At 72.7% G+C, this 23,719-nt stretch carries 23 protein-coding genes and 1 pseudogene; 10 read left to right on the forward strand and 14 right to left on the reverse strand.

Going from position 1 to position 23,719, the window contains the following annotated elements:
- From RY076_RS15990 to RY076_RS16010, 5 genes and pseudogenes are all read left to right on the forward strand, one after another.
- Positions 1 to 676 (forward strand): annotated as a pseudogene (locus RY076_RS15990) (lysine 2,3-aminomutase); the annotation flags it as partial.
- A 58-nt stretch (positions 677 to 734) separates the two neighbouring features.
- Positions 735 to 1,379 carry a TetR/AcrR family transcriptional regulator gene (locus tag RY076_RS15995; RefSeq protein WP_323099849.1) on the forward strand — a complete coding sequence of 215 codons (645 nt, stop codon included), beginning with the start codon at positions 735 to 737 and terminating at the stop codon, positions 1,377 to 1,379.
- The gene (gene ybaK, locus RY076_RS16000; RefSeq protein WP_323099850.1) at positions 1,376 to 1,876 is read left to right on the forward strand and encodes a Cys-tRNA(Pro) deacylase; all 501 of its coding nucleotides are present in this window, start codon (positions 1,376 to 1,378) and stop codon (positions 1,874 to 1,876) included. Before RY076_RS15995 ends, ybaK begins: the two co-directional genes overlap by 4 nt.
- A 32-nt stretch (positions 1,877 to 1,908) precedes the next feature.
- Positions 1,909 to 3,138 (forward strand): multidrug effflux MFS transporter, encoded by a 1,230-nt coding sequence (locus RY076_RS16005; protein ID WP_323099851.1) that lies wholly within the window; start codon positions 1,909 to 1,911, stop codon positions 3,136 to 3,138.
- 51 nt (positions 3,139 to 3,189) lie between these two features.
- Complete coding sequence (locus RY076_RS16010) at positions 3,190 to 4,146, forward strand: threonine/serine dehydratase (protein ID WP_323099852.1); 957 nt, start codon at positions 3,190 to 3,192, stop codon at positions 4,144 to 4,146.
- Positions 4,147 to 4,189: 43 nt separating this feature from the next.
- On the opposite strand, the gene RY076_RS16015 is transcribed toward RY076_RS16010, so the two are convergent.
- On the reverse strand, positions 4,190 to 4,648 hold the full coding sequence (locus RY076_RS16015) for an Lrp/AsnC family transcriptional regulator (protein ID WP_323099854.1): 459 nt from the start codon (positions 4,646 to 4,648) through the stop codon (positions 4,190 to 4,192).
- A 102-nt stretch (positions 4,649 to 4,750) separates the two neighbouring features.
- Between RY076_RS16015 and RY076_RS16020 the strand changes: the two genes are divergently transcribed.
- Positions 4,751 to 5,686: a 5'-3' exonuclease gene (locus RY076_RS16020; RefSeq protein ID WP_323099855.1), complete on the forward strand. Its 936-nt coding sequence runs from the start codon at positions 4,751 to 4,753 to the stop codon at positions 5,684 to 5,686.
- 104 nt (positions 5,687 to 5,790) lie between these two features.
- Positions 5,791 to 5,949, forward strand: coding sequence for a hypothetical protein (locus RY076_RS16025; protein WP_323099857.1), 159 nt, complete (start codon positions 5,791 to 5,793; stop codon positions 5,947 to 5,949).
- A 105-nt stretch (positions 5,950 to 6,054) separates the two neighbouring features.
- Here the strand turns inward: RY076_RS16025 and RY076_RS16030 are convergent, their stop codons facing one another.
- The 7 genes from RY076_RS16030 to RY076_RS16060 all read right to left on the reverse strand — a co-directional run bounded on the left by RY076_RS16030 (position 6,055) and on the right by RY076_RS16060 (position 13,591).
- Positions 6,055 to 6,255 carry a cold-shock protein gene (locus RY076_RS16030; RefSeq protein WP_323099858.1) on the reverse strand — a complete coding sequence of 67 codons (201 nt, stop codon included), beginning with the start codon at positions 6,253 to 6,255 and terminating at the stop codon, positions 6,055 to 6,057.
- A gap of 190 nt (positions 6,256 to 6,445) precedes the next feature.
- The gene (locus tag RY076_RS16035; RefSeq protein WP_323099859.1) at positions 6,446 to 9,244 is read right to left on the reverse strand and encodes a DEAD/DEAH box helicase; all 2,799 of its coding nucleotides are present in this window, start codon (positions 9,242 to 9,244) and stop codon (positions 6,446 to 6,448) included.
- Positions 9,241 to 10,164, reverse strand: a complete 924-nt coding sequence (locus tag RY076_RS16040) for a diacylglycerol kinase (protein WP_323099861.1) — start codon at positions 10,162 to 10,164, stop codon at positions 9,241 to 9,243. Before RY076_RS16040 ends, RY076_RS16035 begins: the two co-directional genes overlap by 4 nt.
- A 9-nt stretch (positions 10,165 to 10,173) precedes the next feature.
- Entirely contained in the window at positions 10,174 to 10,941 is a 768-nt protein-coding gene (gene tatC, locus RY076_RS16045) for a twin-arginine translocase subunit TatC (protein ID WP_323099863.1), read from the reverse strand.
- A gap of 93 nt (positions 10,942 to 11,034) precedes the next feature.
- Positions 11,035 to 11,433 carry a Sec-independent protein translocase subunit TatA gene (tatA, locus tag RY076_RS16050; protein ID WP_323099864.1) on the reverse strand — a complete coding sequence of 133 codons (399 nt, stop codon included), beginning with the start codon at positions 11,431 to 11,433 and terminating at the stop codon, positions 11,035 to 11,037.
- 158 nt (positions 11,434 to 11,591) lie between these two features.
- Positions 11,592 to 12,584: a helix-turn-helix transcriptional regulator gene (locus RY076_RS16055; RefSeq protein WP_323099866.1), complete on the reverse strand. Its 993-nt coding sequence runs from the start codon at positions 12,582 to 12,584 to the stop codon at positions 11,592 to 11,594.
- Complete coding sequence (locus RY076_RS16060; protein WP_323099868.1) at positions 12,581 to 13,591, reverse strand: helix-turn-helix transcriptional regulator; 1,011 nt, start codon at positions 13,589 to 13,591, stop codon at positions 12,581 to 12,583. Before RY076_RS16060 ends, RY076_RS16055 begins: the two co-directional genes overlap by 4 nt.
- Positions 13,592 to 13,674: 83 nt before the next feature.
- Between RY076_RS16060 and RY076_RS16065 the strand changes: the two genes are divergently transcribed.
- Entirely contained in the window at positions 13,675 to 14,775 is a 1,101-nt protein-coding gene (locus tag RY076_RS16065) for a DUF3866 family protein (RefSeq protein WP_323099870.1), read from the forward strand.
- A gap of 4 nt (positions 14,776 to 14,779) precedes the next feature.
- Here the strand turns inward: RY076_RS16065 and RY076_RS16070 are convergent, their stop codons facing one another.
- From RY076_RS16070 to pafA, 3 genes are all read right to left on the reverse strand, one after another.
- Complete coding sequence (locus RY076_RS16070; protein WP_323099872.1) at positions 14,780 to 15,166, reverse strand: FKBP-type peptidyl-prolyl cis-trans isomerase; 387 nt, start codon at positions 15,164 to 15,166, stop codon at positions 14,780 to 14,782.
- Positions 15,167 to 15,273: 107 nt separating this feature from the next.
- Positions 15,274 to 16,272, reverse strand: coding sequence for an FKBP-type peptidyl-prolyl cis-trans isomerase (locus tag RY076_RS16075; protein WP_323099875.1), 999 nt, complete (start codon positions 16,270 to 16,272; stop codon positions 15,274 to 15,276).
- Between the two features lie 156 nt (positions 16,273 to 16,428).
- The gene (pafA, locus tag RY076_RS16080; RefSeq protein ID WP_323099877.1) at positions 16,429 to 17,820 is read right to left on the reverse strand and encodes a Pup--protein ligase; all 1,392 of its coding nucleotides are present in this window, start codon (positions 17,818 to 17,820) and stop codon (positions 16,429 to 16,431) included.
- 88 nt (positions 17,821 to 17,908) lie between these two features.
- On the opposite strand from pafA, the gene RY076_RS16085 reads away from it, so the two are divergent.
- Positions 17,909 to 18,925 carry an NAD-dependent epimerase/dehydratase family protein gene (locus tag RY076_RS16085; protein ID WP_323099880.1) on the forward strand — a complete coding sequence of 339 codons (1,017 nt, stop codon included), beginning with the start codon at positions 17,909 to 17,911 and terminating at the stop codon, positions 18,923 to 18,925.
- 12 nt (positions 18,926 to 18,937) lie between these two features.
- On the opposite strand, the gene RY076_RS16090 is transcribed toward RY076_RS16085, so the two are convergent.
- The 3 genes from RY076_RS16090 to RY076_RS16100 are packed head-to-tail and all read right to left on the reverse strand — an operon-like array spanning position 18,938 to position 21,630.
- Positions 18,938 to 19,570: a GerMN domain-containing protein gene (locus RY076_RS16090; RefSeq protein WP_323099882.1), complete on the reverse strand. Its 633-nt coding sequence runs from the start codon at positions 19,568 to 19,570 to the stop codon at positions 18,938 to 18,940.
- The gene (locus tag RY076_RS16095; RefSeq protein WP_323099883.1) at positions 19,545 to 20,933 is read right to left on the reverse strand and encodes a HAMP domain-containing sensor histidine kinase; all 1,389 of its coding nucleotides are present in this window, start codon (positions 20,931 to 20,933) and stop codon (positions 19,545 to 19,547) included. The genes RY076_RS16090 and RY076_RS16095 overlap by 26 nt, the downstream gene beginning before the upstream one ends.
- Positions 20,934 to 20,943: 10 nt before the next feature.
- Positions 20,944 to 21,630 (reverse strand): response regulator transcription factor, encoded by a 687-nt coding sequence (locus RY076_RS16100; protein WP_323099885.1) that lies wholly within the window; start codon positions 21,628 to 21,630, stop codon positions 20,944 to 20,946.
- Positions 21,631 to 21,890: 260 nt separating this feature from the next.
- Here RY076_RS16100 and RY076_RS16105 point away from each other — a divergent pair, with 260 nt between their 5' ends.
- Complete coding sequence (locus RY076_RS16105) at positions 21,891 to 23,672, forward strand: ABC transporter substrate-binding protein (protein WP_323099887.1); 1,782 nt, start codon at positions 21,891 to 21,893, stop codon at positions 23,670 to 23,672.
- The last annotated feature ends 47 nt before the right edge of the window (positions 23,673 to 23,719 follow it).

A 23,719-nucleotide genomic window follows, 5' to 3' on the forward strand; every position in this document is an offset into this window, starting at 1 on the left:
GCCGCAGCACTGGTTCGCCGACGACGTCGTCGAGGGCGTCGGGCGCGTGGCGCGCACGGCCCGCGAGCGCGGCGTCTCCCTGGCGATCCACACCCACGTCAACAGCGCCCAGTCGGTCACACCGGCGGTGGCGCGCGCGTCCAGGGCCATGCTCGAGGCCGGCGTCCGTGACGTGCGCAACCAGGGTGTGCTCATGCGCGGTGTCAACGACACCCCCGAGCGGCTCCTCGACCTCTGCTTCGCCCTCGCCGACGGCGCGATGATCACGCCGTACTACTTCTACATGTGCGACATGATCCCGTTCGCCGAGCACTGGCGCGTCTCGCTCGCCGAGGCCCAGCGCCTCCAGCACGAGATCATGGGCTACCTGCCCGGCTTCTCGACCCCGCGCATCGTCTGCGACGTGCCGTTCGTCGGCAAGCGCTGGGTGCACCAGGTCGAGCAGTACGACCGCGAGCGCGGGATCTCCTACTGGCGCAAGAACTACCGCACCTCCATCGAGGGCGCCGACACCGAGGCGCTGTCGCGTGAGTACGTGTACTACGACCCGATCGACACCCTGCCCGAGTCCGGCCGGCAGTGGTGGCGCGACGCCGTCGACCACGAGCAGGTGCTCGCGGCCGCCACCGAGCAGGCCGCCTCGAGCCGGGCCGCCGCACAGTCCCAGCTCGTCTGAGCGACGCCGCCCCGGACACGTCCCGGGGCGGTACGGGCCCCGACCGTAGACTGCGGCGGTGACCTCCCGCTCCCCCGCCACCCGCGTCCGCATGCCCCGCGCCGAGCGAGAGGCGCAGATGCTCGAGGTGGCCGAGGGCGTGTTCTCCGAGCGCGGCGTCCAGGCCGCGACGATGGACGAGATCGCCGAGCGCGTCGGGGTCACCAAGCCCCTCATCTACGACTACTTCGGCTCCAAGGAGGGCCTGCTCGCCGCGACGATCGAGCGGGCCCGGGGCCAGCTCATGTCGGCGCTCATCGACGCCTGGGAGGGCGCCGACGACGCACCGGTCCGCGAGCGGGTGGCCGGCGTCGTGCACGCGTTCTTCGCCTTCATCGACGCCCATGACGCGGCGTTCGCGCTGCTGCGCACCGAGGGCGCCCTCATCGGCGAGGCGTCCGACTCGGTCGAGCGGATCCGCCAGCAGACCGCCAAGGCCTTCGCAGAGGGACTGCTCGCGCTGCCGCAGTTCGCGGCGCAGGCCCCGACCCGGGTCACGGCGATGGCCGAGGTGCTCATCGGCGGCTGCGAGCGGCTCGCCGTCTGGCGCGGCACCCACCCCGGCGGCATGGATGCCGACGAGGCCACCGAGATCGTCGTGACGACGATCTGGGACGGCCTCGCGAGCATCGGCGCAGGTGCTCCCCGCCCGACCACCCCGTGAGCCGCCGCCAGCAGGGCCCGGCCGGTCCGACGACGCAGGCGACCCTCGCCCTCGACCGTGCGAAGGTGGCCTGGACCGGCCACCCGTACGACCACGACCCCGCCACCGCGAGCTACGGGCTCGAGGCCGCGGAGGCCCTCGACGTCGAGCCGTCACGCGTGCTCAAGACCCTGCTCGTCGACACCGGCCGGGGCCTGGCCGTCGGCATCGTGCCCGTCGACGGCCAGCTCGACCTCAAGGCTGTCGCGACGGCGCTCGGGGTCAAGTCGGTGACGATGGCCGACCCGGCCGCCGCCGAGCGGAGCACGGGCTACGTCGTCGGCGGCATCTCCCCGGTGGGCCAGAAGCGCGCCCTGCCCACGGTCCTCGACGCCTCGGCCCTCGAGCACGACACCGTCCTCGTCTCCGGCGGCCGACGCGGCTTCGACGTCGAGCTGACCCCTGCCGACCTCGCGACCGTCACGCGCGCCGTCACGGCCCCGATCGCGCGCCGGTGAGGGCCGTCGCCGGGACGACGCGGCTCGGGCGCGTGCGTCTCATCCTCATCCTCGCCGCCCTGACCATGGTCGGGCCGTTCTCCATCGACACGGTCTTTCCCGCCTTCGACGTCATGACGCGCGAGCTCGGCGCCGACGCCGTGGCGATGCAGCAGACGCTGAGCGTCTACCTCGCGACGTTCGCCGTGGCGAGCCTCTTCCACGGCTCGCTGTCCGACGCGGTCGGGCGCAAGCCGGTGATCCTCGTGGGCTGCGCGCTCTACGCCCTGACGAGCGCCCTGTGCGCCCTCGCACCCAGCATGCCCATGCTCCTGGGGGCCCGCGCCGTGCAGGGCCTCGTGGCCGGTGCCGGGATGATCGTCGGGCGCACCGTCGTTCGCGACCTGTTCGACGGGCCGGCGGCCCAGCGGTTCATGTCGCACATCTCGGTGATCTTCGCCGTCGCGCCGGCGCTCGCCCCCATCGTCGGTGGCTGGATCCTGGGCTGGGGCCAGTGGCGCACGATCTTCTGGGTGCTGACCGCCTACGGGGTCGTCCTCGTCGTGGCGACGCTCGTCGCGCTGCCCGAGACGCACCCGGCCTCCCAGCGGATCCCGTTCCGGCCGCGCCCGCTCGTGGCGTCGATCGCCTCGGTGGCCGGGGACGCGTCGGTGCTGCGACTCGGCGCGGCCGTGGCCCTCAACTTCGCGGCCCTGTTCCTCTACGTGTCGTCGGCGCCGGCCATCGTCGTCGACCACCTGGGCCTCGGCCCCCGCGACTTCGGCGTGCTCTTCGTGCCGCTCGTCGTGGCGATGATGATCGGCTCGCTGCTCACCGGGCGGCTCGCCGGACGGGTGCGCCAGGGCGTCTTCGTGCTCGCCGGCTTCGTCGTGTCGCTCGCGGGCAGCGCCTTCGCGGTGGTCTACCAGGCCGTGGCCGGCACGCCCACGACGCTGTGGACCGTCCTGCCGGTCGGGGCGATCTCGCTCGGCGTCTCGCTCGTCTTCCCCATCCTGACGATCGCGATGCTCGACCTGCGCCCTCGTGAGCGCGGCACGGTCTCCTCGTTCCAGTCATTCCTCAGCACGTGCGCCAACGCCCTCGTGGCGGGCGCGCTGTCGCCGCTCGTCAGCGGGTCGCTGACGACCCTCGCGGTCGTCGCGGGCGTGCTGACGGCGGGCGCGATGGCCCTCTGGGCGTGGCACCGCCAGACGCACCTCGCGGCGTCTCGGGCCCCCGTCCCGGCCGACGCGCCGGCCGAGGAGCCTGTGGCCCGGCTCTGACGCGTCCGGCCGGCGGCCGGCCTGCGACCGGCTGGACGTAGGCTCGGGCGAGTGATCCAGCGCCGCGACGTCGACGAGGCCCTCACCCGCATCCGCGACCACGTGCGGACCACCCCAGTCATCGAGGTCGGCCACGACCTCGACGACGTCCTGGCTCCGGGGGCCCGCGGTGTGCGGATCCTCCTCAAGCTCGAGCTGCTCCAGCACACCGGGTCGTTCAAGGCGCGCGGCGCCTTCAACCGGATCCTCGCGGCCCGTGAGCGTGGGCTGCTCGACCCGGAGGTCGGCGTCGTCGTCGCGTCCGGCGGCAACGCCGGCATGGCCAACGCCTACGCCGCCGTGCACCTCGGCGTTCCCGCGACGGTCTTCGTGCCGGAGACCGCCCCTGCCGTCAAGGTGGCCCGCCTCGAGGCCTACGGGGCGCGGGTCGTCCGTTCCGGCACCGAGTACGCCCACGCCTACGAGGCCGCCCAGGTGGAGGTGGCCCGGTCCGGCGGCCTGCACTGCCACGCCTACGACCAGCCCGAGATCGTCGCCGGCGCAGGCACGCTCGCCCCTGAGCTGCTCACCCAGGTGGGCGAGGTCGACACCGTGGTCGTCGCCGTCGGTGGGGGCGGCCTCATCGGGGGCGTCACCGCCGGGCTCGACGGCCGGGCACACGTCGTCGGTGCCGAGCCCACGGGAGCCCCGACGCTGCACCGGGCCCTCGAGGCCGGGAGGCCCGTCGACGTGCCGGTGTCCGGGGTCGCGGCCGACTCGCTGGGAGCCCGTCGGCTCGGTGACATCGCGTTCGAGGTGACCTCACGGCTCCCGGTGCAGAGCGTCGTCGTCGGGGAGGACGCGGTGGTCGCGGCCCGGGCCCTGGTCTGGGACCGCTGGCGCGTCGTCGTCGAGCACGGGGCCGCCACGGCGCTCGCGGCCCTGACGTCCGGGGCCGTCACCCCCGTGGCGGGCGAGACCGTCGTCGTCGTGCTCTGCGGGGCCAACACCGACCTGTCGACGCTCTGACGCGTCCGGCGCGGGCTGCCCTGCCCCGCAAGGGCGCCGGGCGCTAGTCGGACTCGCGGGGCAGCGCGGACGCGCTGCGCCCCTCCCACGGCGTCGAGAGGACGACCGTCGTGCGGGTCGAGACGTTCGCGGCAGACCGGATGCGTGCGAGGAGGTCCTCGAGGTTGCTCGGCGTGCCGACGCGCACCTTGAGGATGTAGCTCTCGACGCCGGCGACCGAGTGGCAGTCCTCGATCTCGGCGATGTGCGCGAGGCGCTCGGGCACGTCGTCGGGGGCGCTCGGGTCGAACGGCGTGACGGAGATGAGCGCGGTGAGCGACAGGCCGATGGCCTCGGCCGACACGGTGGCCGTGTAACCGGTGATGACCCCGCGCTCCTCGAGGCGCCGGACGCGCTGGTGCACCGCGGACGTCGACAGGCCCGTCGCCTTGCCGAGGTCGGTGTAGCTCATGCGGCCGTCGGCGAGCAGCAGGCCGACGAGGCGACGGTCGAGTTCCTCCATGGCCGAAGGGTAGACCAGCGCCCGGGTGCCGGACGCGGTGTTCCTCATGGCGGTACGGGCGCGAGTCCCGACCCCCTCCCGCGGCCCCGCTAGTCTCGGCGCATGGCGACTCCCCGGCTCGTGCTCCTCGACTCCGCCTCGCTCTACTTCCGGGCCTTCTTCGGTGTGCCCGAGGTGGTCGGCCCGAGCGGCGTGCCGACGAACGCCGTGCGCGGCCTCCTCGACATGATCGCCTCGCTGGTCGAGCGCGCCCGCCCGACGCACCTGGCCGCCTGCTGGGACAACGACTGGCGTCCCGCCTTCCGCGTCGAGGCGATCCCCTCCTACAAGGCGCACCGGGTCGCGAGCCGGGGCGAGAACGAGCTCAACGGCGAGGAGGCACCGAAGGCGCTGTCGGTGCAGGTGCCGATCATCATCGACGCCCTCAAGGCCCTTGGCCTGGCCCGGGTCGGTGTCGACGGGCACGAGGCGGACGACGTCATCGGCACGCTCGCCACGACGTGGACCGGGCGCATGCCCATCGACATCGTCACCGGCGACCGCGACCTCTTCCAGCTCGTCGACGACGCGCACGACGTGCGGGTGGTCTACACGGCGCGTGGCGGCGTCCGCTCTCCCGACTTCGTCGACGAGGCCTTCATCGCCGAGAAGTACGGCGTCCCGAACGGTCGCGCCTACGCCGACATGGCGGCCCTGCGCGGCGACACGAGCGACGGCCTGCCCGGCGTGGCCGGCGTCGGCGAGAAGACGGCCGCCAAGCTCATCACGACGTACGGCACGCTCGAGGCGCTCCGCGCCGCGATCGACGGCGGCGACCCCGCCATCAAGGGTGCGCAGCGCGCCCGGCTCGAGGCGGCCTCGGACTACCTCGACGCCGCGCCCCGCGTCGTGGAGGTCGTGCGCGACGCGCCGATCGCCGACATCGACCTCGCGCTGCCCACGGCCGTCGCCGATCCGGCGCTCATGTCGCGGCTGGCCGTGGAGCACGGCCTCACGTCGTCGTTCGACCGCATCGTCAACGCAATGGGCATCGACTGAGCGCTGCATTTCCGGACCGGGCCGGTTTCGGCCCATACTGGATGGTGCCTGCTCAACGACAGCCCCGACGTCATCTCGCCAACAGCCCCTTCCAGCGTGACCCAGTGCCGGAGGTGGAGAGCTACGCCGTCGGCGACCGCGTCTCCCACGTCCGGCACGGCCTCGGCGTCGTCATCGCGACGACGGCGCACACGGTGACCGTCAAGTTCGCCTCGGCCAACGTGCGCGTCGAGAGCCCCTACGCGCGGCTCACCCGCCTCTGACGCTCTCAGCGACCCCCGCAGACGACGAGGAGGTCGGCCCCGGACGGGACCGACCTCCTCACCGCGGCCTCAGCGGCCGCGGACGTCAGAGTGCGTCAGCGTTGCTCAGAGAGCGCGGACGCGCATCGCCTGCGGGCCCTTCGGGCCCTGCTCGACGTCGAACTCGACGGCCTGGTTCTCCTCGAGGCTGCGGTAGCCGTTGCTCTGGATCTCCGAGTAGTGGACGAAGACGTCCGGACCCTCGGTCGGAGCGATGAAGCCGAAGCCCTTCTCCGAGTTGAACCACTTGACTGTTCCCTGCGCCATGTCTGGCTCCTTCAGGTTGTTGGATGGACCACCCGGTCGGGTGGTCCGGTGTCGCCACAAACGCGCGACTCCAGAACCTTCAGGAGACGAACGCTCGCTCACGTACCTTGCGAGCGTGCTGAGAACACGAGCACCACAAAACGTCGACGGACGCGAAGCCTAGCCGACGGGGCGCTCGGGCGGCGACTCGTCAGTCGATGCGGTCGGCGGCGACGACGCCGCGGAGCACTCCGTCGGAGGCGCGTCGCGCGGTCTCCTGCAGGGCGGGGTCACCGGCATCGGTCAGCTGCCCGAGCAGGTCGACGACCTGCTTGCACCGCCGCACGAAGTCGCCCGCGGCGAGGTCGGTGCCGCGCAGGACGTCCTCGAGGCGCTGGCCACTCGCCCACCGGTGCACCGACCAGGCGATCCCGGCGTCGGGCATGCCCGTGCGCGGCAGCGCCAGGGCGCCCTCGGCGTCCTCGAGGTCGGACCACAGCGCGACCATGCGGTCGTAGGCCTCGCGCACCTCGTCGTTGGGCCAGCGCGGCGCGAGCCCTCCGTCCTCGCGACGCGGCTCGTGCACGAGCGTCGAGACGACGGCCGCGAGCGACGGTGCGTCGAGCCGGCGCCACAGGCCCGCTCGCAGCGACTCGGCCGCGAGGAGGTCCTTCTCGGTGTAGAGCCGGCGCAGCCGGTCGCCCTCGACCGTGACGCGCGTGCCACCGTCGGTGAGGTAGCCCATCTCGCCGAGGAGGTCACAGATGCGGTCGAAGGTCTTGGCCACCGAGTTGGTGCGCCCGTCGATCTTGCGCTGCAGGCCCTGGGTCTCGCGCCCCAGCCGGAAGTACCGCTCGGCCCAGCGGGCGTGGTCCTCGCGGTCGGGGCAGCGGTGGCACGGATGGGACCGCAGGTCGCGCCGCAGCTCCTCGATGCGCGCCTCCGTCGGGTCCTGCGGGGGTTCGGCGGACCGTCGCGGCGGCGGGTCGTGCGGCACGGTCGCCCGCATCGTGGCCGCGAGGTCGCGGCGGGCCTTGGGGTTGCGGGCGTTGAACTGCTTCGGCACCCGCATCGTGCCGAGCGGCTCGACCGGCGTCGGCACGTCGTGCAGCGTCAGACGACGCAGGTGGTGGTCCTCGGTGACGACGGTCGGCGAGGCCGGGTCGCCCTTGCCGCCCCGGTTGGGCATGACCACCACGGCGAGGCCGCTGTGCCGGCCGGCCGGCACCCGCACGATGTCGCCGATCTTGAGGTTCTCCAGCGAGATCGCCGCCGCAGCGCGCATCGAGGCCGAGCGACGCTTGGCGCCCTCCTTCTCGAGGGTACGGATCTCCTCGCGCATCGCCGCGTACTCGGTGAAGTCGCCGAGGTGGCAGGTCATCGACTCCGCGTAGCCGGCGAGGGCCTCCTCGTTGCGGCGCACCGTGCGCACGAAGCCGACGACGGCCCGGTCAGCCTGGAACTGGGCGAAGGAGGTCTCGAGGATCTCGCGGGCGGTGTCGCGGCCGAACTGGCGCACGAGGTTGACCGCCATGTTGTACGTCGGCCGGAAGCTCGAGCGCAGCGGGTAGGTGCGCGTCGAGGCGAGGCCGGCGACGGCACCGGGGTCGAGCCCGCGGCCGTACAGGACGACGGCATGGCCCTCGATGTCGATGCCGCGACGCCCGGCACGGCCGGTCAGCTGGGTGTACTCGGCCGGGGAGATGTCGACGTGGCTCTCGCCGTTGAACTTCACGAGCCGCTCGAGCACGACCGTGCGGGCGGGCATGTTGATGCCGAGCGCGAGGGTCTCGGTGGCGAACACGGCGCGGATGCGTCCCTGCGTGAACAGCTCCTCGACGACCTCGCGGAAGGTCGGCAGCATGCCGGCGTGGTGGGCCGCGAAGCCGCGCGCGATGCCGTCGACGAAGTCCCAGTAGCCGAGCACCGAGAGGTCCTCGTCTGCCAGCCCCGCGACGCGCTCCTCGACGACCCGGCGGTTGCGCTCGCCGTCGGCCTCCGGGATGAGGCGCATGCCGCTCGCGAGCAGCTGTCCGACCGCGGCCTCGCACCCGGCACGGCTGAAGATGAAGGTGATGGCCGGCAGCAGGCCCTCGCGCTCCAGGCGCGTCACGACCTCGGCGCGGGTGGCGCCGCCGCCGGGACGGCCACCCCGGGCGAAGCCGTTGCCGCCCTCGCCCCCGCCGGGACCGCGGCCGCCGCCACGCCGGCCACCGTTGTTGCCACCACGCCCCGGACGACCCTTGTTCCGGCCGCCTCGGTTGCTGACCCAGTGGCTGTCCCAGGCGCCGCGCTGCTCGGTGCCGCGGATCGCGTGGACGAGGTCGGGGTTGACGCCCACCTCGACCGTGGGTCCCGACGCCGACGCCTCCTCCTCGACGAAGAGGTCGAAGAGCGTCTGGCCGACCATCATGTGCTGCCACAACGGCACCGGACGGTGCTCGGAGACGATGACGGCGGTGTCGCCGCGGACCTCCCCGAGCCAGGCCCCGAACTCCTCGGCGTTGCTCACCGTCGCCGACAGCGACACGACGCTGACATCGGGCGGCAGGTGGATGATGACCTCCTCCCACACGGCTCCGCGGAAGCGGTCGGCGAGGTAGTGCACCTCGTCCATGACGACCCAGCCGAGCCCGCGCAGCGTGGCGGAGCCGGCGTACATCATGTTGCGCAGCACCTCCGTCGTCATGACGACGATCGGCGCCTCGCCGTTGACGGACGAGTCACCGGTGAGCAGGCCGACCTTGTCGGCGCCGTACCGACGCACGAGGTCGGCGTACTTCTGGTTGGACAGGGCCTTGATCGGCGTCGTGTAGAACGCCTTGCGGCCGGTGGCGAGGGCCAGGTGCACGGCGAACTCACCGACGACGGTCTTGCCCGCACCGGTCGGGGCCGCCACGAGCACGCCGCGGCCCTCCTCGACGGCACGGCAGGCCTCGGTCTGGAAGTCGTCGAGCGGGAAGTCCAGCCCGGCGGTGAACTCGGCCAGCTGGGGCCAGGTGGGGATCATGCCGCCTCCCCCACCGAGTCGGCAGGGTCGGCGGGCACGACGACCGCGAGGGCCCCCGGCACCACCTCGGCCTCCACGGGCAGGTCGGCGAACGCCTCTCCATCGGCTTGTGAGTGGATACCGCTCGCCTCCAAGCGAACTCGCCGGGCGCGATGGATCTCGACGGCCGGGTGGGTGGTGTGCGCGCCGGAGTAGACCTTCGGGAAGACGCGCAGGAAGGACGGGATGGACAGGGCGTGCACGACCATGACGTCGAGCAGACCGTCGGCGACGTCGGCATCCGGACACACCTTCATGCCGCCGCCGAACGAGGACGTGTTGGCCACGGCCACCAGCATCGCCCGGGTCTCGAGCCGCTGCCCGTCGAGCTCGACGACGTACGGGATGGGCCGGAACACCGGCAGCTCGCGCAGGACGGCCAGGTTGTAGCGCATCTGGCCACGCGGCCACCGCATCCGGCGCGCTCGCTCGTTGACGACGGCGTCGAAGCCGGCCCCGAGAACCCCGCCGAACCACTTCTCCCCCGCGACGCCGTGGCTGACCCGGCCGAGGTCGACGTGCCGGGTGCGCCCGCTGGTCAGCAGGTCGACCGCGGCGGCCGGGTCGCGCACCGGCAGCCCGAGGTTGCGGGCGAAGTCGTTGCCGGTGCCCGCCGCGACGACCGCGAGGCGCGTCGAGGACGTGGCGCACAGGTTGACGCCGAGATGCACCATGCCGTCGCCCCCGACGACGACGAGCGTGTCGACGCCGTCGGCCACGGCGGCGAGCCCACGGGCCCGCGCCTGGGCGTAGTCGGTGCCGGACACGTCGGTCACCTCGTGACCGGCCGCGACGAGCAGACGACGCGTCTGTTCACCGAGGGCGGCGCCGGCCCCCTTCCCGGACGTGGGGTTGACGACGAGGGCGACGCGGTCGGGCACAGCCGAACGCTACAGGGCGGACGCCTCGTCGTCCGAGACCTCCAGCCAGTCGGGCCGGTCGCCCTCCTTGCGGCGGTCGAAGAGGAAGGCCAGGCCCACCGACGCGAAGTACAGGGCGATCATCGGGGTGGCGAGGAAGAGCATCGTGTACGCGTCGGGCGTCGGGGTCATGACGGCCGCGAAGACGAAGATGATCATGACTGCCGGACGCCAGCCCTTGAGCATGGCCCGGGCCGGCAGCACCCCGACGAGGTTGAGCGCCACGAGGAAGACGGGCAGCAGGAACGCGCACCCGAAGGCGACGATGAACTTCAGGACGAAGTTGAGGTAGGACGTGGCGTCCTGGAGGTTCGCCGTGCCGGCCGGGGTGAAGCTGAGCAGCACCGTGACGGCCTTGGGCACCATGACGAAGGCGAAGAGGCAGCCCGCGAGGAAGAGCGGGACGGCGGCGACGACGAACAGCCGCGCAACCATCCTCTCCTTCTTCGTCAGGCCCGGGACGATGAAGCCCCAGATCTGGAAGAGCCAGATCGGCGAGGCGAGGATGACACCGGTGAACAGCGACACCGTGATCTGGGTCGCGAAGGGGTCGGTCATCCCCGAGAAGTTGATGTTGATGAGGCCCTGACGCTCGGCCGCGAGGTCCTTGAGCGGCTTGATCAGGGCGTCGATGAGGCGGTCGTAGTAGATCCACCCGACGACGCCGCCGACGAGGATCGCGACAGCGCTGATGACGATGCGGTTGCGCAGCTCGCGCAGGTGGTCACCGAGGGACATGCGCCCTTCGGGATTGCGCTTGTGGAGCAGCGATGGCATTCAGTGCCGCCGTGACGGGTCGGGCTCGGGCAGGGTGGTGGTTCGCGCCACCGCTCAGAGGGTCGTGTCGCGGCGGACGTCGGACGTCGCGTCCGTCGTGCTCGCGGTGGTGCCGTTGCCCGCCGAGCCGGGGCCACCGGCGGGGCCGGACGCGGCGCGGAGCCGGTCGGCCTCGGCGCGAGCCTCCGCCGCGCGACGCTCGGCGTCGGCGAGACGGGCCTCGGCGGCCAGACGCTCGGAGTCGGAGTCGACGGCCTCGCCGGGCACGGTGGAGCGTGCGGCATCGCCGGACTGGCCCGCCTTGCCGTCCTTCTTCAGCTCGTCGACCTCGGACTTGAAGACGCGCGCCGAACGACCGAGGCTGCGCGCCATGTCGGGCAGCTTCTTCCAGCCGAACAGGGCGATGAGCACGATCGCGATGACGATCAGTTCAGGGCCACCAGGAAGCTGCATGGTCAATCTCCTCGTTGAAGCGCGGCCCGGACGTCGGGCCGTCAGGTGCAGCATCGGCGCTGCAGGTGACCAGCATACGTGCGCGTGGTGAACACCGGCCTCCCGACGCCGCGTTGACCACGATGTGGGCGGACGGCCCGTCGGTCGGTGGTCGGTGGTCAGCCGGCGGTGTCGTAGGCCGCGAGGGCCGCACGCGCCTCGCCGGCGACGGCGTCCGCGAGCTCCGGAGGCGACACGACGCGCGCCTCGCCACCGAGGCGCAGCACGAGCCGCCGCACGAGCGCCGGGTCGGCCACCTTGAGCGTCACCCGCAGCGAGCCGTCGGCCAGGCGCTCGACGCCCTCGTTCGGGTAGTAGTCGGCCACCCAGGCGGCCCACCGGCTCGCCTCGAGCACGACGGTGAGGTCGTCGGCACTGGGCACGAAGACGTCGTCGAGGTCGCGCGGGCGGGCCTGCTCGGGCGGGGTGCCGTCGGCCTCGAGCACCTCGACCGCCTCGATGCGGTCGAGCCGGAACAGGCGCACCGCCTCGGCGCGGTGGCACCAGCCCTCGACGTACCACTGGGCGTCGAGGTTGACGATGCGCATGATGTCGACGTCGCGCTCGGTGCGCTCGTCGCGGGTGGCGACGTAGTAGTGCAGGTGCACGCGACGGCCACGCGCGAAGGCGTCCTTGAGGGGGGCCATGGCCTCGTGCTGGCTGCCGTCGTCGAGGTCGAGCGCGATGCGCCCGGCGGGGTCGCCGGCCGTCGTGGCGACGGCGCGACGCAGCTTGCCGAGGGTGCGCTCGGCGACGTCGGACCCGACGAGGCTCGAGCCCAGGGCCTGCAGGCCGGCGGTGAGCGTGATGGCCTCGTCACGCGTCAGGCGCATCGGCTCGGCGATGTCGTCGGCGTTGTCGAGGTAGATGTGGCCGCTCTCCCAGTCGGCGTCGATGAGCTCGGCGTGGCCGTAGCCCGGCGTGCCACAGACGAAGAGCAGCTGGAGGTCGTCGACGACCTGCTCGGGCGAGACGCCGAACTCGGCCGCGGCGTCGGCGATGGGCACCCCGCGGTGCTGGAGCAGCCAGGGCACCATGTCGAGCAGCCGCCCGAGGCGCTGCGTCGCGGTCTCCTGCGGGCGGCGCGCCGCGGCGCGTCGGGTGTCGGTCATGCCTGCTCCCCCGTGCGTTCGTGAGCCCCTTCGTGAGCCCCTTCGTGAGCCCGTGCGGCGCCCGTGAGGGTGGCCCGGACGGCGTCGACGAGCTCGGCCGGCGACACCGCGACGGCGTCGACCCCGAGGGCCACGACGTCGCGCTCGGTCACCCCTCGTCGGTAGGGCACCTCGACCTCGTCCCAGCGCCCGCCCAGCTCGGTGGTGCGGGCGGCGTGCCGGCGCAGGGTGTGGCCCCGGCCGGTGCGCAGGCGCACCACCGCCGTCCCCTCCGGCTCGGCGGGCTGGGCCTCGAGCGCCACCTCGGGCACGTGGTCGGCGGGCACGACGTACGACCCGGCCCGGCCCTTGCGGCGCACCTGGCCCTCGAAGCGGCTGAGCCGGAAGGCCCGCTCGTCCTGCCGGTCGACGTCGAAGCCGGTGACGTACCAGCGCCCGTGCCAGTTCTTCAGCGCCCAGGGCTGGACGTGCCTAGTGGTCACCGAGCCGTCGTTCTTGCGGTAGTCGAAGGTGATCGGCTGCAGGGCCGTGACCGCGGCGTGGACCGCCTCGAAGGCCGGCTCCTTGGTGCGAATGCGCGGCTCGGCACCGGCCGCGACCGACTCGTCGATCTCGACGCCGGACAGGCGCAGCTTGCGCAGACCGGCCGACGCGGCACCCGAGACGCTCGCCGTCGACCACGTGCGGGCGGCCAGCGCCAGTGCGGCCACCTCGTCGGGCTCGAAGGCGATCGCCGGCAGGGTCGTCTCGCTCGAGTCGATGCGGTAGCCGACCTCGTCGTCGAAGAGGACGTCGATGACGGTCGTCGAGATGGGGATGCCCATCTCGCGCAGCTCGTCCTTGTCGCGCTCGAACATGCGGTCGAACGCCTCGTCGGAGCTCGCCTGGGCGTAGGCGGGCAGGGACTCGCGGATCCGCTGCTTCGACACGGGTCGGCGCGCGGACTTCAGCGCGAGGATGAGGTTGAGCAGCCGTTCGGTCTTCTCGGCCGAGGCGGACGCGGGCATCGACGGCCTTTCCTGCTGTCGTGGACCGGCTGGGCGCCGGGCAGTCCGACGCTACCCGAACATGCGATCGATAGGGTTCACCCATGATCCAGTGGCGCCGGGGTGTCGTGGCGCAGGTCCGGGCGCGCTGGGCCGGCGCGGTCGAGTACACCGTCGACCTCGAGTCCGGGGAGGCGCTGCGCGCCCTCGGCTACGTCGACGCCGTGGGGGTGCTCGAGCCGGGCACCGGCGTCCTGCTCAACACGACGGCCCTCGAACGGGGCCTCGGCACCGGCGGCCTGGCGCTCGTCGTGGCGGCGCCCGACGCCCTGCCGGCACCGGTCGCCGACGTCCACGCGGTGCCGGGCCACCTCGTCAAGGCCCGCTACACCCCGACCCAGACCATGGTGCTCGGTGTCGACGAGCAGGACAGCGAGCACCACGCGGTGCTGCGCGACGCCGACGACCTCACCGGGATGCCGGTCGTCGTCGCCGACCTGCACTCCAGCCTGCCGGCCGTGCTCGCCGGCCTCCGTGACGCTGACCCGACGCTCCGGGTCGCCTACGTCATGACCGACGGGGGCGCCCTGCCGATCGACTTCTCCCGCACGGTCGCCGGGCTGCGCGAGGCCGGCTGGCTCGAGGCGTCGGTGACCGTCGGGCAGGCCTACGGAGGCGACCTCGAGGCGGTGAACGTCCACACCGGCCTGCTCGCTGCGCGGCTCGTCGCGGGGGCCGACGTCGCGATCGTGGCCCAGGGGCCGGGCAACCTCGGCACCGGCACCCGGTGGGGCTTCTCGGGCACCTCGGCGGGAGAGGCGGTCAACGCCGCCGGCACCCTGGGCGGGCGCCCGGTCTGCGCGCTGCGGATCTCGGAGGCCGACCCGCGCGAGCGGCACGTCGGGGTGTCCCACCACAGCCGCACCGCCTACGGACGCGTCGCCCTCGTGCCCGCCGACGTCGCCGTCCCCGTGCTCGAGGGGGCGTTCGGTGAGCGGGTCCGCGCCGAGGCGCGCGAGCTGTGCGACGCGTCGGGCGGGCGGCTCACGGCGCGCGAGGTGGGCGTCGACGGCCTCGAGGAGGCCCTGCGGGCCACGCCCGTGGCGCTGCGGACCATGGGCCGCGGATACGACGACGACCGCGCCGGTTTCCTCGGCGCGGCCGTCGCGGGGCGGTTCGCCGCCAGCCTGCTACAGGGTCTGTGAGCTCTTACCTCACATCATCCAGGTCGACGACGAAGATGAGGGTCTCGCCCGGGGCGATGGCGCCGCCGGCGCCGCGCTCGCCGTAGGCCAGGTGCGAGGGGATCGTCAGCTTGCGACGCCCACCGACCTTCATGCCCTGGATGCCCTTGTCCCAGCCGGGGATGACCATGCCGACGCCGAGGCGGAAGTCGAGCGGCGCGCCACGGTTCCACGAGGAGTCGAACTCCTCGCCGGTCGAGTGCGCGACGCCGACGTAGTGGGCGCTGACGGTGTCACCGGCCTTGGCCTCGCGGCCGTCGCCCTCGATGAGGTCCTCGACGACGAGGTCGGCCGGCGGCTCCCCCTCGGGGAAGTCGATCTCGGGCTTGGTGCGGTCGGGGTCGAGTGCCATGCTGCGTTCCTCTTCCTCAGGTCGGGGGTCGGCGCCCAGTCTGTCAGTCCGCGCGCCGGCCGTGCAGCCGGCCGGACGCGGACCGCGTGGACCGTGTGCGCCGGCGCTCAGTACGCGTCGAGGATGTCGACGACGAAGACGAGGGTGTCCGTACCCGAGATCTTCGGCGGGCTCCCGGCCTTGCCGTAGCCGTCGGCCGGCGGGATGGCGAGCAGGACGCGGCTGCCGACCTTCTTGCCGACGAGCGTCTTGTCCCAGCCCGGGATGACGGCGCCGACGCCGATCGGGAAGTCGGCGGCCTGGCCACGCTGCCACGAGGAGTCGAAGACGCTGCCGTCCTTCCAGAGCACGCCGTGGTACTGCGCGGCGATCGTCTGGCCCTTCTTGACGACCGGGCCGCTGCCCTCGACGAGGGTCGCCTGCTGCAGGGTCGTCGGGGCGGCCGACTTCGGGATGGTCACCTTCGGCTCCTTCGCGGTGCCGTTCGGGAACGTGACCGTCGGCAGGCCCGCGGGGCTCGCGGCCTGGGTGCCGTCCACCTTCGTCGGGCTCGCGTGGACGTCGGAGACGTCGGCGACGACGACGATCGTGTCGGTGCCGGAGACGCCGAGCTGCTGGTTGCCGGCCGAACCGAAGCCCTTGGCCGGCGGGATCGTGAAGGCGATGCGACCACCCTTGGTGGCCCCGACGAGCCCCTCGGTGAAGCCCGCGACGATGTCGCTGCGACCGAGGCGGTAGCCCTCGACCCCGCGGCCTTCGGCGTAGCCGTCGTCGATGAGCTTGCCGTTGGTGCCGTTGTAGATGCGGGCCTTGAGCAGGACCGTGTCGGCCTTCGTCGCCGCGGGTCCGCTGCCCGGGGTCAGCACCTTGTGCTCGACGTCCGCGCTCTTGATCGGCGTGGCACCGAGGGCGACCTTCGGGACGGTCTTGAGGTCGACGGGGCCGGTCGCGCTGACGCCCTTGAGGGCGACCGACGCGGCCACGGTGCTCGACGCGGTGCTCTGCCCGGAGCCGCCGGACTGCGAGCCGCAGGCGGTCAGGGTGGTGGCGCCCAGGGCGAGGGCGAGGAGGGCGGCGGTACGGGCCGCGGGTCGGTGGGAACGCACAGGGGTGTCTTCCGTTCGGGTCTGGCGGTCAGTGACGGTGCCGGTCGGAGGGGCGGCAAACCCGGCCACTGTAACGCCGACGCCTAGGCGGCACCCACAGCGTCCTGACAGGTCGCCGTGCGAGCCCCGTGCGAGTCGTCGTGCGACCGCCCGCGCTCAGAGCGGCCGCTGCACCACCGGCGAGCGCTCGATGGTCTCCATGAGCCGCTCGACGCGCTCGTCGACGGAGCGGAACGGGTCCTTGCACAGGACGGTCCGCTGCGCCTGGTCGTTGAGCTTGAGGTGCACCCAGTCGACGGTGAAGTCGCGGCCGTGGGCCTGGGCGGCGCGGATGAAGTCGCCGCGCAGCTTGGCCCGGGTGGTCTGCGGCGGGCGCACCTTGGCCTGGAACACCTCGACGTCGGAGGAGACGCGGGCGGCGCGGCCGTGCTTCTGCAGGAGGTAGTGGAGGCCGCGTCGGCGGTTGATGTCGTGGTAGGCGAGGTCGAGCTGCTGGATGCGCGCGTCGCCGAGGGTCAGCCCGTGCTTGGCGCGGTAGCGCTCGATGAGCCGGTACTTGATGACCCAGTCGATCTCGGTCTCGATGGCGCCGAGGTCCCCGGCGCCGATCGCGTCGAGGGCCCGGCCCCACAGCTCGATGACCTGCTTGGTGTCCGGGCTGTCCATGCCCTCGCGGTCGATGAACTCGATCGCCTTGTCGAGGTACTCGCGCTGCATGTCGAGCGCGGACAGCTCGCGGCCGTTGGACAGGCGCACCGTGGCGCGGCCGGTCGGGTCGTGGCTCATCGTGCGGATGGCCCGGATCGGGTTCTCCATCGACAGGTCGCGCATGACGACGCCGGCCTCGATCATCCGCAGGACGAGGTCGGCGCTGCCCACCTTGAGCAGGTTGGTCGTCTCGGACATGTTGGCGTCACCCACGATGACGTGCAGGCGGCGGTAGCGCTCCGCGTCGGCGTGCGGCTCGTCGCGGGTGTTGATGATGGGGCGGCTGCGGGTCGTGGCCGAGGACACGCCCTCCCAGATGTGGTCGGCGCGCTGGCTCACGGCGAACGACGCCCCGTGCGCGGTGGCGACGACCTTGCCGGCGCCGCACGTGATCTGTCGGCTGATGAGGAACGGGATGAACATGTCGGACACGCGCTGGAAGTCGCCGGTGCGCCCGAACAGGTAGTTCTCGTGGCAGCCGTAGGAGTTGCCGGCGGAGTCGGTGTTGTTCTTGAAGACGAAGATCTCGCCCTCCACGCCGTCGTCGCGCAGGCGACCCTGGGCGTCCTCGACGAGGCCCTCGAGGATGCGCTCCCCCGCCTTGTCCTGGATGACGAGCTCGCGCACCGAGTCGCACTCGGCCGTGGCGTACTCCGGGTGGGACCCGACGTCGAGGTAGAGGCGGGCGCCGTTGCCGAGGAAGACGTTGCTCGAGCGGCCCCAGGCGACGACGCGGCGGAACAGGTAGCGCGCCACCTCGTCGGGTGTGAGCCGCCGTTGGCCCTGCGTCGTGCAGGTGACGCCGTACTCGTTCTCGATCCCGAAGATCCGCCGCTCCATGCACCAACTCTAGGCACCGTCTTCCGCCCCCGGCGTAGGACCTGCCGCGTTCGGTGCGCCGGAGGCGTGCGCGTGGTGTGCTGGCGCCATGACCTCACCCGCGTCCTCGGTCCTCGTCCTCGGCGGCACCTCCTGGCTCGGTGGCCGCGTCGCCGCCCTCGCCCGGGAGGCCGGGCACGACGTCACCTGCCTGGCCCGGGGCGAGTCCGGCACGGTCCCCCAGGGCGTCACGCTGGTGCGGGGCGACCGGTCCCGGCCGGACGCCTACACCGACCTGCCCGACCGGCGCTGGGACCTCGTCGTCGACGTCGCCCGCCAGCCCGGGCACGTGCGCAGCGCGGTGGGGGCCCTCTCGGACCGGGCGGACGCGTGGGCGTTCGTCAGCTCGTGCTCGGTGTACGCCTCGCACGCCGACCACGCCGCCGACGAGTCGGCCGCCGTGCTGCCCGCTCTCGAGGCAGACGAGGCGACGGCCGAGCAGTACGGCGAGGGCAAGGTCGCGTGCGAGCAGGCGGTGCTCGACGCCCGCGACGGCGCCGCCCTCGTGGCGCGCTCGGGCCTCATCGTCGGCTCGGGCGACCCGAGCGAGCGCTTCGGCTACTGGCCCTCGCGCTTCGCGCTCGCCGCCCGCGACGGCGGCCCGGTCCTCGTGCCCGAGCAGACCGACAGGCCCGTGCAGTGGGTCCACGTCGACGACCTCGCCGCGTGGCTGCTGTCGGCCGGCCTGGCCGGAACCACCGGCGTCGTCAACGCCTCCGGGGCCACGACGCCGCTCGGCGCGGTGCTCGACGCGGCCGCGGACGCGTCGGGGTTCGTCGGCGAGCGGGTGCCCGCGAGCGACGAGGCGCTCGCAGCCGCGTCGGTCGAGGAGTACATGGGGCCGCGCTCGCTGCCCCTGTGGCTGCACGACGTCGACTGGCTCGGCTTCCAGGACCGCGACACCTCGGCGGCGCGGTCCCTCGGCCTCGCCCAGCGCCCGCTCGCCGACACGGTGCGCGACGCCCTCGCCTGGGAGGAGCACCTCGGGCTCGACCGTCCGCGCACCAGGGCCGGGCTCGACCGGGCCGACGAGCTCGCCGTCATCGCCGGGATCCGTTCTCGCTGAGACGGATCCGGGTCAACCGGTCGGCGCGAGGTCCGCGTAGTCCGAGCGCGCGACCGGCGTCGACGTGAGGGCACCGCGGGCGTCCGGCACCGGCACCACGCGCGTACCGCTGACGAGCTGCACGTCGCTGGCCAGCGTGTTGGCGCTCACGGTGAAGACGATCTGGGCGACGGCCAACTGCTGGTCGCGCAGGGCGAGCCGGTCGAAGCCCGTCGGGACGGTGACGCGCGCCGTCCCCTGCATCGTGAGGTCGGCCGCGAGGGAGCGCGTCGACACCGGGACCGCCGAGCGCAGCCCGTTGGCGAGCTCGACCTCGTTGAGCGGCTGGGTCAACGCGTCCAGGACCGGCCCCATCCCGATCCCCTCCGGCACGGTCCGGGTGACCCGCTGGAGCCGGTCACCGTGCACGAGGTAGACCTGCATCGTCAGGGGCACGGCGTCAGTGCGTGCGGTGCTGCTGGCCCGGTCGGGGCCCGGCGGCTCGGGCAGCTGGAGCGGGACCGGCTCGGCCTGCGGCGTCAGCGTGCATGCGGCAGGCAGGAAGAGGGCCGTCAGGCCGAGCACGGCCGCGGCACAGCGCCGGCCGGGTCGACCGGACCGACCGTTGCCGTTGCCGTGCTCAGCGAAGTGGGAGGTCGACGACAAGCCGGGCACCCCCTTCCGGTGACTCCTCGGCGTGCACCGTGCCCCCGTGGGCGGCGACGTGGCGCTGGACGATGGCCAGGCCCAGACCGACGCCCTGGCCCGGGTCGCCCCCGGCCCGGGAGAACCGGTCGAAGACCCGGGTGCGCTGGGCGGTGGCGATGCCGGGCCCTGCGTCGTCGACGGTGATGTGCGCGGCGTCACCGACGCGTTCCACCCGCACCCTCAGGCAGCCGCCGCCGTGCGTCTCGGCGTTGCCGACGAGGTTGGCGACGACCCGCTCGAGGCGTCGCTTGTCGACCGCGCCCAGGAGGTCGGCGCCGTCGGCGACGCTCGTCACGGCGCGCCCGGCAGCGGCGTCGGCGGCCCGACGCGTCAGCTCGCCGACGTCAGCGCGCTCGAGGACGAGCCCCTCCCCCGCGTCGTGGCGCGAGATCTCGAGCAGGTCGACGACGAGGGTGCGGAACCGGTCGAGGTCGTCGGCGAGCAGGTCGACCGGCTCACGGACCGACTCCGGGAGCAGGGCCCTCCGGTTGGTGATGACCTCCATCGAGTTGAGCATCGTCGTCAGCGGAGTGCGCAGCTCGTGGCTGACGTCGACGGCGAACCGGGAGTCGGCCCGCACCCGGTGCTCGAGCTCGTTGACGGTGCGGTTGAACGACGCGGCGAGCGGGTCGAGGTCGGGGTCGCCACGTGGCACGAGCCGCGCGTCGAGGCGACCGCCGGCCACCTCACCGGCGACCCGCGTCAGCTCGGTCAGGGGCCGCAGCGCGACGCCGCTCGCCCACCGCCCGAGTGCCGCCCCGACGAAGGTCGTGACCACGGCCACCGACGCGAGGACCCACCCCATCGTCGCCAGCGTCTGGTCGAGCTCGACGAGCGAGAACACCTCGAACACCGCGTCGCCCGGACGGTTCACCGGCATCCCGACGACGAGGTAGAGGCCGCCGTCGACGCCGACCCGCTGCGTGGCGCCCTCGCCGTGCGAGACCGTCGCGAGCAGCGCGTCGGGGATCGCCCCCGGCGCGAGCTCCGACTTCGTGCCGTACCAACGCCCGTCGACGAAAGCCACGGACGCCGCGGCGTCGTTCGAGGGCAGCCCGCTGACCACCGACGCCGGCGAGGCGCCCGGCCGGGACAGGCCCGCCTCCAGGGAGGCGCGGTCCAACGCCGTCTCGGTGACGGCCACCTGCTCGCGCTGGGCGAGCAGGTAGCGCGACACGACGACCCACGACACGACCGAGAGCAGCGCCGAGATGGCGAGCGCCAGCAGTCCGAAGGACAGCTCCAGACGGGCCCGGAGGGAGAGCGCGCGCCACGGCCTCGCCCGACGCCGTGGGCGCGAGACGCTCTGCGCCGCAGGCACGTTCGCCGCCTCAGCCTGCGAGCCGGTAGCCGAGGCCCCGAGCCGTGACGACGTGCCGCGGGTTGGCCGGGTCGCGCTCGACCTTCGTGCGCAGCCGCCGGATGTGCACGTCGACGATGCGGCTGTCGCCGAAGTAGTCGTAGCCCCAGACCCGGTCGAGCAGCTGCTCCCGGCTGCAGATGCGGCCCTCCGCCGTGGCCAGCTCGACGAGGAGCCGGAACTCGGTGCGGGTCAGGCCGACCGGGGCTCCGGCGAGCGTCACGACACCCTCCTCGACGCCGATGACGAGGTCGCCGGACACGATCTGGCGCGGCGCGCGGCCACCGAGCAGCGGCTCGGTGCGTCGCAGCAGGGCGCGGATGCGGGCCGCCAGCTCCTTGGCGACGAGGGGCTTGGTGACGTAGTCGTCGGCGCCCGACTCGAGGCCGGCGACGACGTCGTGGCTGTCGGTGCGCGCCGTGACCATGATGACCGGCACCTCGCTGCCTCGGCGCACCTCGCGGCACACCGAGAAGCCGTCGCGGTCGGGCAGCATGAGGTCGAGCAGCACGACGTCCGGCTCGCCCTCGGCAAGCCGCTCGAGGCACTGCCGGCCATCGGCCGCCTCCAGCACCGTGAAGCCCTCGTCCTCGAGGGCCAGCCGCAGGACGCGCCTGACGCGGGCGTCGTCCTCGACGAGAAGCACCCGTCGCCCCATGGCGTCAATATACGTCGGCGTCCGTCGAGGGGCCGGAAGACGAGTCGGTCCGTGACGGCTGCGTGACCACCGGGACCGCTTGTGTGACGGTCACTTTGCGATCTCGTGACATCGCCGCGGACGCCCTCGGCGCAGGACCTCCACCTGCCTAGCGTGGCGACGACGGCCGCCGCACCACCGGCGGCCGCACCGGCCGGCGGTCGGTGACCCCGACACCAAGGGAGAACGAGATGCCACACAGGACGTGGACAGTGGGCGCCATGGCGGCCGTGACCGCCGGCGCTCTCACGCTCGCCGCCTGCACGTCCAGCGGCGGAACCGGCGGCACCACCACCGGCGCCAACGGCGGCTCCTCGGCGACGCCGGTCAAGGGCGGCACGCTCAACATGCTCGGCAGCGGCGACGTCGACTACATGGACCCGAACGTCAGCTACTACTCCATCGGCTACCTCGCCCTGCGGCTGTGGAGCCGGCAGCTGTTCACCTACCCGGCGCTCGACGGGCAGACGACCAAGCCGGTGCCCGACCTGGCCGAGGCGGTTCCGACGCAGGGCAGCGGGATCAGCAACGACGGCAAGGTCTACACGATCAAGATCCGCTCGGGCGCCAAGTGGAACACCTCCCCGCCCCGCCAGGTGACGGCGGCCGACATGGTGCGCGGGGTCAAGCGCACGTGCAACCCGGTGCAGCCCTTCGGCGGACTGCCCGACTACCAGAACCTCATCGCCGGGTTCAAGGCCTTCTGCGACGGGTTCGCCAACGCCGGCAAGACGCCGTCGGCCCTGGCGGCCTACATGGACAAGACGCCGTTGCCCGGCGTCGTCGCCAAGGACGACCAGACCGTCGTCTTCACGCTGAACAACCCGGCCAGCTACTTCGTCGACATGCTGACGCTGGCGGCGTTCTCGCCCGCGCCGAAGGAGTGGGACGCCTACCTGCCGGGCAGCGCCGAGCTGGGCCAGCACACCCTGTCGGACGGCCCGTACCAGATCGACTCGTACACCCCGACGAAGAGCATCAACTTCAGCCGCAACCCGGCCTGGGACGGCGCCACCGACCCGGTCCGCAAGGCCTACGTCGACAAGGTCGTCATCAACGAGACGGTCACCCAGGACTCGACCCAGCAGCAGCTGCAGACGGGGACGCCGAGCGCCGACATGGAGTTCGACAACTTCCCGCCGCCCTCCCAGCTGCCCGCGCTCATCGCCAAGAAGGACCCGAACCTGACGATCGGGCCGTCGGCGTCGTCGAACCCGTACATCGTCTTCAACACGGCCTCGCCGAGCAACAACAAGGCGATGCAGAACGTCAAGGTGCGGCAGGCGATCGAGTACGCGCTCAACCGGACCAACCTCATCCAGGTGCTCGGCGGGCCGAACCTCAACGAGGCCCTGAGCCACGTGCTCCCCTCGGTCATCGTCGGCGGTGAGCAGAACTTCGACCTCTACCCGTACGACGCGGCCAAGGCCAAGCAGATGCTGTCCGACGCCGGGTTCCCCAACGGTCTGTCCGTCAAGATGCTCTACCGCAACGCCTCGCAGGGCAGCAGCAAGGTGTTCCAGACGGCCCAGCAGGACCTGTCCAAGGCCGGCATCACCGTGCAGGGCGTGCCCTCGCCGAACGCCGACTTCTACACCAAGTACCTGCAGGTGCCCTCGGTCGCCAAGCGCGGCGTCTGGGACCTCGCGGTGGCCGGGTGGGGTGCCGACTGGTACGGCAACGCGGCCCTGTCGTTCTTCAACCCGCTGTTCTCCGGGGAGCCCTCCTTCCCGCCCGTCGGCAGCAACTTCGGGCTCTACGACAACCCGGGGACGAACGCCCTCATCCAGCAGTCCGCCGAGGCACCGACGCAGGAGGGCGCGGCCACCCTGTGGGCCAAGGCCGACCGCAAGGTGATGGAGGACGCACCGTTCTTCCCCATCACCAACCCGAAGCAGGCCAACTACCACGCGAGCCAGGTGATGAACCCCGTCTACGTGCCGTCGATGCAGAACTACGACCCGACGAACGTGTGGCTGACCGCCGACAAGCAGGGTGGCTGACGGTCCACGACCCCGACCGTCACACTCCCACCCGCCGTCCCCGTGGG

Source organism: Intrasporangium zincisolvens (genome assembly GCF_034724055.1).
In the GTDB taxonomy this organism is placed as follows: Bacteria; Actinomycetota; Actinomycetes; order Actinomycetales; family Dermatophilaceae; genus Monashia; species Monashia zincisolvens.